General features: G+C 40.7%; 8 protein-coding genes. 6 read left to right on the top strand and 2 right to left on the bottom strand.

Annotated features, from left to right (window positions below):
* Window positions 1–15: 15 nt before the first annotated feature.
* Window positions 16–465 carry a hypothetical protein gene (locus J6I68_RS10370; RefSeq protein WP_292220139.1) on the bottom strand — a complete coding sequence of 150 codons (450 nt, stop codon included), beginning with the start codon at window positions 463–465 and terminating at the stop codon, window positions 16–18.
* A gap of 68 nt (window positions 466–533) precedes the next feature.
* Here J6I68_RS10370 and murI point away from each other — a divergent pair, with 68 nt between their 5' ends.
* From murI to J6I68_RS10350, 4 genes are all read left to right on the top strand, one after another.
* On the top strand, window positions 534–1,346 hold the full coding sequence (murI, locus tag J6I68_RS10365) for a glutamate racemase (RefSeq protein WP_292220138.1): 813 nt from the start codon (window positions 534–536) through the stop codon (window positions 1,344–1,346).
* 114 nt (window positions 1,347–1,460) lie between these two features.
* Complete coding sequence (gene nrdD / locus J6I68_RS10360) at window positions 1,461–3,698, top strand: anaerobic ribonucleoside-triphosphate reductase (protein WP_292220136.1); 2,238 nt, start codon at window positions 1,461–1,463, stop codon at window positions 3,696–3,698.
* Between the two features lie 659 nt (window positions 3,699–4,357).
* A complete protein-coding gene (gene nrdG / locus J6I68_RS10355) occupies window positions 4,358–4,909 on the top strand; it encodes an anaerobic ribonucleoside-triphosphate reductase activating protein (RefSeq protein WP_292220135.1) in 552 nt (183 codons plus the stop codon).
* Between the two features lie 12 nt (window positions 4,910–4,921).
* Window positions 4,922–5,668, top strand: coding sequence for an NERD domain-containing protein (locus J6I68_RS10350; protein ID WP_292220134.1), 747 nt, complete (start codon window positions 4,922–4,924; stop codon window positions 5,666–5,668).
* A gap of 518 nt (window positions 5,669–6,186) precedes the next feature.
* On the opposite strand, the gene J6I68_RS10345 is transcribed toward J6I68_RS10350, so the two are convergent.
* A complete protein-coding gene (locus J6I68_RS10345) occupies window positions 6,187–6,882 on the bottom strand; it encodes a DUF975 family protein (RefSeq protein ID WP_292220132.1) in 696 nt (231 codons plus the stop codon).
* Between the two features lie 172 nt (window positions 6,883–7,054).
* Between J6I68_RS10345 and J6I68_RS10340 the strand changes: the two genes are divergently transcribed.
* The gene (locus J6I68_RS10340) at window positions 7,055–7,258 is read left to right on the top strand and encodes a hypothetical protein (RefSeq protein WP_292220130.1); all 204 of its coding nucleotides are present in this window, start codon (window positions 7,055–7,057) and stop codon (window positions 7,256–7,258) included.
* A 159-nt stretch (window positions 7,259–7,417) separates the two neighbouring features.
* Window positions 7,418–8,440 (top strand): sugar kinase, encoded by a 1,023-nt coding sequence (locus tag J6I68_RS10335; RefSeq protein WP_292220129.1) that lies wholly within the window; start codon window positions 7,418–7,420, stop codon window positions 8,438–8,440.
* The last annotated feature ends 39 nt before the right edge of the window (window positions 8,441–8,479 follow it).

Below are 8,479 nucleotides of genomic sequence, written 5' to 3'. Positions count from 1 at the left end.
TTAAAAGAAAAGTGATCACGCTTTTTTAGAGTGGATATATTTGTAGAACTTATCAAGAGCCTCAGACAGGCTCTCGCTGGAGCGGGAGTAGGTTTCCACATGGTCAAGGATATCTGTTACAGAGGTATCCTTAAGGTAACCTGTAATCGCCTCGGCGTTTTTTTCTTCCAGGGCGCGGTAGTCCATATTTATGAGGATAGTATCGCAGAGGGGACTTATCTTTTCATAAATAGAAGGGTACTTTTTCCTTACGATGGCAAACTCATCCAGGATCTGCTCTCTGCTCTGAAGGCAAAAGAGAATATATGCGGACTCCACAATTTCAGGGGGTTCAATTTCATCTTCGTAGGAATTGTCCTCGTAGCTTTCCTTTGTGGCATAGTACTCGCATATTTCCTGAACCAGTTCCCCAAGGCGCTGGTTGTCATATAATTTTTGCAGTTCATCAAATATCTTTTCGTCCATGTACTTATTCTATCATAATCTGAGGCAGGGTACAGCATAAAGCCTTAATCCCTGCAGGAGAAAAGAATATGAAAATTGGAATTTTCGATTCCGGAATTGGAGGACTGTCAGTCCTTCATGAAGCTTATCACCAGCTTCCGGACCAGGAATATATTTTTTACGCAGATACAGAGCATGTTCCATATGGGCTTAAGACCCCAGAGCAGATAATAGGCTACGCTACAGAGATTACGCAGTTTCTCATTGATAAGGGCGTGGATGCCATAGTTGTAGCCTGTAATACAGCCACCAGTGTTGCCATTAAGGAACTTAGAAAGCGCTTTGACCTTCCGATCCTTGGAATGGAGCCAGCTGTTAAGCCTGCAGTTGAAGGCACGGAAGATAAGCGGATAATGGTCATCGCAACACCAGTGACCATAAGGGAAGATAAGTTAAAAGACCTTCTTCACAGGGTAGATGAGCAGCACAGAGTCGATCTTTTGGCTATGCCAAGGCTTGTGGAGTTTGCTGAGAGGGAGGAATTTGAATCCCCGGAAGTGACGGACTATGTAAACAGCCAGTTTTCTTCTTATGATAAGTCTGACTACTGCGCACTGGTCCTGGGATGCACGCACTTTAATTATTTTAAGCCCGCTTACAGGAGCTTTTTTGGTGAGAATACTCTTTTAATTGACGGTAATGACGGTACAGTAAGGCATCTGGCAGATGTAATGGGATTATCAATATCACCAGATAAAGACATGAAATTGGACGAGAAACACAATATATTGTGTTTACGAAATACAGAATATTTTTTCTCTGGAAAAGAAATTTCGGATGAAGAAACCTTAAAACGCTTGCAGCGACTGCATTTGCGCCTGGAAGAAGTAAGAAATATTTGAGCTTGAATTAATCAATATAATGTATTATCATATAAATGTAACCACAAGATATAGTTTTCTTGTGGCTACAATTTTGTATAAGTGTAATTTAGCACCAAATTTCAGGGGGGTCGTATGAAGATTATCAAGAGAAGCGGAAAAGAAGTTGCTTTTGACGGAAGCAAGATCATAGCTGCTATCGAAAAGGCTAACAACGAAGTAACAGAGGAAAAGAAGCTGACAGAAGGACAGATCAGCGATATAGAGAAAGCCGTGGAGAAGCAGTGCGCATCTCTTACCCGTGCAGCCAGTGTGGAAGAAATTCAGGATATGGTTGAGGATGGCCTCATGAAATCCGGAAAATTCGAGGTTGCAAGGAAATACATCACATATCGTTACAAACATGCCCTTGTAAGAAAGTCCAACACAACTGATGAGCAGATCATGTCTCTTATCGAGTGCAGCAACGAGGAAGTTAAGCAGGAGAATTCCAACAAGAATCCTACTGTTAACAGCGTTCAGAGAGACTATATGGCTGGTGAAGTCAGCAAGGATATCACAAGAAGATTCCTTCTTCCTGACGATGTTGTTAAGGCTCATGAAGAAGGCCTTATCCACTTCCATGACGCTGATTACTTTGCACAGCATATGCACAACTGCTGTCTTGTAAACTTAGAGGATATGCTCCAGAACGGAACAGTTATCTCTGAGACTATGATCGAGAAGCCTCACAGTTTTGCAACAGCCTGCAACATCGCAACACAGGCAATTGCTCAGATCGCAAGCTCACAGTACGGCGGACAGAGCATCACACTATCTCATCTTGTTCCATTTGTTGATGTCAGCAGACAGAAGTTCAGAAATGAAGTTGCTCGCGAGTTCGAGACTGCTGGAATGAAGATCAACAAGAAGCAGGTAAACGAGATCGCAGAAATGCGTGTTAAGAAAGAGATTGAGAGAGGATGCCAGGTTATCCAGTATCAGGTTATCACACTGATGACAACCAACGGACAGGCTCCTTTCATCACTGTATATATGTACCTTGATGAGGTTCCAGAAGGTCAGGAAAGAGAAGACCTTGCAATGGTAATCGAGGAAATGCTTAAGCAGCGTATTTACGGTGTTAAGAATGAGAAGGGACAGCTTATCACACCAGCATTCCCTAAGCTCATCTATGTTCTTGACGAGGATAACATCACAGAAGATTCCAAGTACTGGTATCTGACAGAGCTTGCTGCTAAGTGCACAGCTAAGAGACTTGTTCCTGATTATATCTCAGCTAAGAAGATGAAAGAATTAAAGAAGGGCGATGTATATCCATGTATGGGATGCAGATCCTTCCTTACTCCTGATTCAGAGTCCAATGCAGAGGGACTTTGCAACCAGGGCAATAAAGCAAAAGCTCGCAACTATGTAGAGGGTGCTCACAAGTACTACGGCCGTTTCAACCAGGGTGTTGTAACTCTTAACCTTGTAGATGTTGCCTGCTCATCAGCTAAGGATGAGGACAAGTTCTGGCAGATCCTTGAGGAGAGATGTGAGCTTTGCTACAGAGCACTTATGTGCAGACACAACAGACTTCTTGGAACACCTTCAGATGTAGCACCTATCCTTTGGCAGAACGGAGCTCTTGCAAGACTTGAAAAGGGTGAAGTTATTGATCCACTTCTTTTCGGTAACTACTCAACAATCTCACTTGGCTATGCAGGACTTTGCGAGTGTACCAAGTACATGAAGGGCGTTTCACATACAGATCCAAGAGGAAAAGACTTCGCCCTTAAGGTAATGCAGTTCCTTAACGACAAGTGTGCAGCATGGAGAGCAAAAGAGAATATCTCTTTCAGTCTCTATGGAACACCACTTGAGTCCACAACATATAAGTTTGCTAAGGCTCTTCAGAAGAGATTTGGTGTTATTCCTGATGTTACAGACAAGAACTACATCACAAACAGCTATCACGTACATGTAACAGAGCAGATCGATGCTTTCACCAAGCTTAAATTTGAATCAGAGTTCCAGGCTCTTTCACCAGGAGGAGCAATTAGCTACGTTGAAGTTCCTGATATGAACAACAACATCGAGGCTGTTATCTCTGTAATGAAGTACATCTATGACAACATCATGTATGCAGAGCTCAACACCAAGTCTGACTACTGCCAGTGCTGTGGTTATGACGGAGAGATCAAGGTAGTTACAGATACAGATGGCAAGCTCATTTGGGAGTGCCCTAACTGTGGCAACCGTGATCAGAACAAGATGAATGTTGCAAGACGTACTTGTGGCTACATCGGAACTCAGTTCTGGAACCAGGGACGTACACAGGAGATCAAGGAAAGAGTTCTCCATATGTCCAATCCTAAGATTTCTTGCTGATAAGTGCTACCATCTCGCATTTGCACAGAGATGATCGCATTTTAAGGGGATGAAAAAGTTAAAATAGATGCAAGCCGGGAGCCATCCCGGCTTGTGTTGTAGTTGGGGGCTGCAGAGTTTACGTGATGACAGGGCGAGGGGTGTAGCGGAAATCTCCGGATTTGTTCGGTTAAACCAAGCGCTCCGCTAAGCCCAGAGCATCAATCTCTGCGTGCATAAGGCACTTGAGATTGATTGGTCTTAGCTCCACGGTTTAAACTCGCAAATCCGTAGATTTTCCGCCACGCCCCTAGTTCCGCCACTGCACAAACTGCCAATCCAATTAAAAGAGATTCCTAAAGGTTCTTTGTTTTATGTGAACAGGCTCAATATGATAGTAGAATGCGCGAAAGGTGGCTTGTGGGTGAAGGGCAAGGATTCGCAAAAAGAGGTATACTAGTTTTTGTAAAAGTTGACGGATTATCGAACTTCTGTGGGTGAAAAGGATATTCTGAAATAAAGAGGTACAATTATTGAGCTTGTTTACCGTGAATATCATATAAAAAAAGCATTTCTGATGGTACTTCTTTTCGCATAACACATGTTTTCACCCAATTGATTTTTGGATATTTACCATATAATGATCAAGGTATTCCAACTATAGTTTTTAGAGGAGAGTCATGAATTACGGACAGGTTTATTATAATGATGTTGCAAATGGAGTAGGGTGCAGAACTGCATTTTTTGTAAGTGGCTGTACTCATCACTGCAAAGGCTGTTTCAATGAGATGACATGGGACTTCAATTATGGAGAGCCTTACACTAAAGAAGTTGAAGATGACATAATAGAATCATTGAAACCTGATTATATAGCAGGATTAACAATTCTTGGCGGAGAGCCAATGGAAATCGTCAATCAGAAAGAAATCAGACCGCTTCTTGAACGAATCAAGAGAGAACTTCCAAATAAAACTATCTGGATCTATTCCGGATACTTATGGGATGAACTGACAGATCCAGATAACAAGCGTTGCCATGGAGACGACACAGATGCAATACTTTCTATGACAGATGTACTTGTGGATGGGGAATTTGTGGAGGCAAAGCGAGATCTGATGCTGAGATTCCGCGGCTCATCCAACCAGAGAGTTATTGATGTACAGGAAACATTAAAGTCTGGAGAGGTTATATTGTCAAAGTATAATGATAGAGATACTTCCAGACAAGGATGAAAGTGATGTGAAATGGGGATATTTACAGACTTTATCAATGGGCATAAAGGCACAAAAGGAGAAACAAAGATAGAAGTTAAATTAGATAATTTAGACTTCTTTGGTTATCATGGAAAATGCCTAAGAAATTTATATGTTCCAAGGTATGATGGTTCGACTACTGAAATCGATTTAGTATATATTACCCCAAAAGGGGTATTTATTATAGAAAGCAAGAACTATATTGGATACATATTTGGAAATGATAAAGCTGAGAATTGGACCTGCACGTTGTATGGCGGAAAAACGTGGTACGGAACAAAGAAGATTGACAAAAGGCATTTCTATAATCCAGTAAAACAAAACTACGCTCATCTCAAAGCGTTGACAGAATATTTGGGAGAACTGTACTCATTCTCATTAATAGTATTTGGCGATAAAAGTGAATTAAAAGACATTACTATAACAAAGCCAGGGATATATGTATGTAATACAAAGACGCTTAGCAAAGTGATAAAAGATATCTGGAATAGAGAGCCAGATATATACACAGAAGAGCAGATCAAAGATATTCGGAATAGATTAGTCAAACTAACAAATGTAAGTAGTAGTGCGAAAAGACAGCATATTCAAAATATAGGTAATGATAATCAATTAGATACTTGCCCCTGGTGCGGAGGAAAACTAGTTTTGCGAGAAGCTAAACAGGGAAAATATAAAGGAAAATGTTTTTATGGCTGTTCAAATTATCCTAGGTGCAAGTATATAAGAAATACTTAAAGAGGCAGCCATTAAATAAAGATATTTACGGCTTTTACAGAAATTCTTAAAAAAGGGACACTGTTAAATAATTAACGTACAGCTGTATTCTTTATTTTGTGATTAGAGTCGTAGGAACAGTCCAAGTTTTTTCATGTCTTGGCTTGTAACACCGAGAACTGCTGTAAAAATTACTACTGACTAATGAAAAATAGAATATGAGACGTAGGGCAATTCTTAAACGTAGGTATTTCCTACGTCTTGATAGCAGGACCAGCAAAGAAAGATGTAATGAAATTTTATGTAGTTATCTAATTTATGAAAACCGCTGATTCAGACGTAATTCTTGGCACATATTACGGCTCAATCTTGCCTATTGTGCCTGATAGACGATTGTCCTTTCAGAAAGAGTTTTCTTAGACAAAATGCGTATAAAGCCAAGCGACTATATATAAGCTATTCTTTATCAACAATTTAGGGCGGCAATGTGAAAACATTGCCGCCCTGTTTTTGCGATATTATTTAGTTGCCCAGTCTAATTACTGCTCAGCTGAGCCTTTTCTAAGCTCCTGGTAAAGAGCTGCTCTTGTGGAGTACATATATGGGTTGGTCCAGAAGATACCAACGATTCCGCAAGTGATGATGGTAAGAAGGATCCATCCGATAAAGGAAAGATCAAGAAGGAAAGCTCTCCACTTGTTGCCATTCATCATTTCCCTTGAGCGGGTGATGACCTCTGTAGCTGAAAGCTCAGGCTCATCAATGATAAGGTATGGAACCATTGCATAGGAATAGCTCTTAATAATACCAGGAATGAAGAGAAGAAGCATCCAAAGCAAAATGAACAGGTCGCGAAGGAAGATTGTTCCAACGGATCTTTTGTAGTTTGGTCCAAAAGCTGCTTTGATCTCTGAAAGATTAACATTCTGATCAAAGAGGTTGTTCTTAAAGAAATTGTGACAACCAACTTCAACAGGGTTAAGCAGGAATATCTTGATGATAGTCCAGATTACCAGGAAAACAGATGCTGTAACGAGGATTGCACCAATTACTGCAAGCTGTTCTTCTGTCATTGGCTGCTGGGCATTCTGTGCCTGCTGTGATGTGCTTGATGATGATCCGCCGGCAGAACCTGCTGTGATTATCACAAGAATAAGTGAAACAAGAACACATTTCCAATAGTTACCTTTAAAGGCAGCTTTGCCTTTTTCTTTCAGTTCTGAAATTGACCACATAACTGAAACCTCCTTTTTTTCATACATTTATTGACAATTTATTATAACAGATATATTGCACTGCAAAACCAAAAATATCTTTTAAAAAATTTTTGCCACGAATGTTTTCCCCTCGTATAAATAGATGTAAACAAAAACAACACAATAAAAACTCTGAAGGGAGATCAAAGATATGGCAAAGACATTAGCAAAGGTATTCATCATCATGACACTGGTATTTGAGGGAATGACAATTCTTGGAATGAACGCATTCTACCCTGCATTAGCAATTGTAAGTGGCATCGTAGTTTTAGCAGTTATCATATATCACATCATCAAGAAATTTGATAAGAAGAGATATGTTACTATTTCTGTCAGGAAGGCAGCAGTTGCCTGAATTATATAAATATAACGCCTCCCGTTATATAAACGCACACAGTTCAAGATTTTCCACATTAAAGACAGTGTAAGCACTTACACTAGAAAAAACTTACTGATATCATCAAGATGTCAGTAAGTTTTTTGTTTTTGATGGGACTTTTTTAGGAGGCCTGCTATGGGAGATGGAAGATTTGATCTTTTAACATTTGGTGAGATTATGCTTCGACTTTCCCCGCCCAACTATGAGCTTATGACTCGGGGAGATGTGTTTGATAAGCGAGCAGGCGGCTCCGAGCTTAATGTAGCGTCCGGTGTTGCTCTTCTTGGGCTTCGTACCGGCGTTATATCAAGGCTTCCAGCTAATGCACTTGGAACTTTTATCAAGAACAGGATCAGGTTTGAAGGCGTCTCTGACGATTACCTCATCTACGATGAATCACCTGAGGCCAGACTTGGAATTTACTACTATGAAAATGGCGCTGCACCTCGTAAGCCATCAATAGTTTATGACAGAATGAATTCCTCAATCACAAGGATTTCACTGGATGAGATTCCAGACAGCGTTTACTCAAGCACCAGGATGTTCCACACAAGCGGAATTTCCCTCGCTCTTAACAAAAGCACAAGAGAGGTTGCGACAGAGCTTATTAAGCGCTTTAAGGAAAATGGCGCCAAGGTTTCTTTTGACTGTAACTACAGAGCTAATCTCTGGAGCGAAGAAGAGGCCAGAAATGCTATAAATGCCATACTTCCATATGTGGACGTACTCTTTGTATCTGAAGAGACATCTCGCCGTATGATGCAAAAAAGTGGCAATCTTACAGATATTATGAAGAGTTACACTAAGGATTATCCAGTAAAGATAGTATGCACCACCCAGAGAGAAGTTATTTCTCCCAAGAAACACAACTTTACATCGACTATATACAGCGCTGAGAGTGACAGGTTCTATACAGAGGATCCTTACAAGGATATTGATGTAATAGACAGAATCGGATCAGGAGATGCATATGTCTCAGGAGTTCTTTATGGACTGCTTAAATATGATGATCCTGAGAAAGCTCTTTTCTACGGAAATGCCACATCAGCAGTTAAAAATACAGTGCCAGGTGATCTTCCTGCATGTGACCTTAAGGTCATTGACAGCATCATCAAAAATCACCACACAGATGGCCCAACAAGCGAGCTTAATCGCTGACAGGCCCCCAAATTTGCCGAATTACGTTCGCCATAACGT

The organism is Butyrivibrio sp., assembly GCF_017940685.1.
GTDB lineage: Bacteria > Bacillota > Clostridia > Lachnospirales > Lachnospiraceae > Butyrivibrio.
Note: the sequence above shows the minus strand (reverse complement) of the source record. Positions and strands in the feature narration are given on the sequence as shown.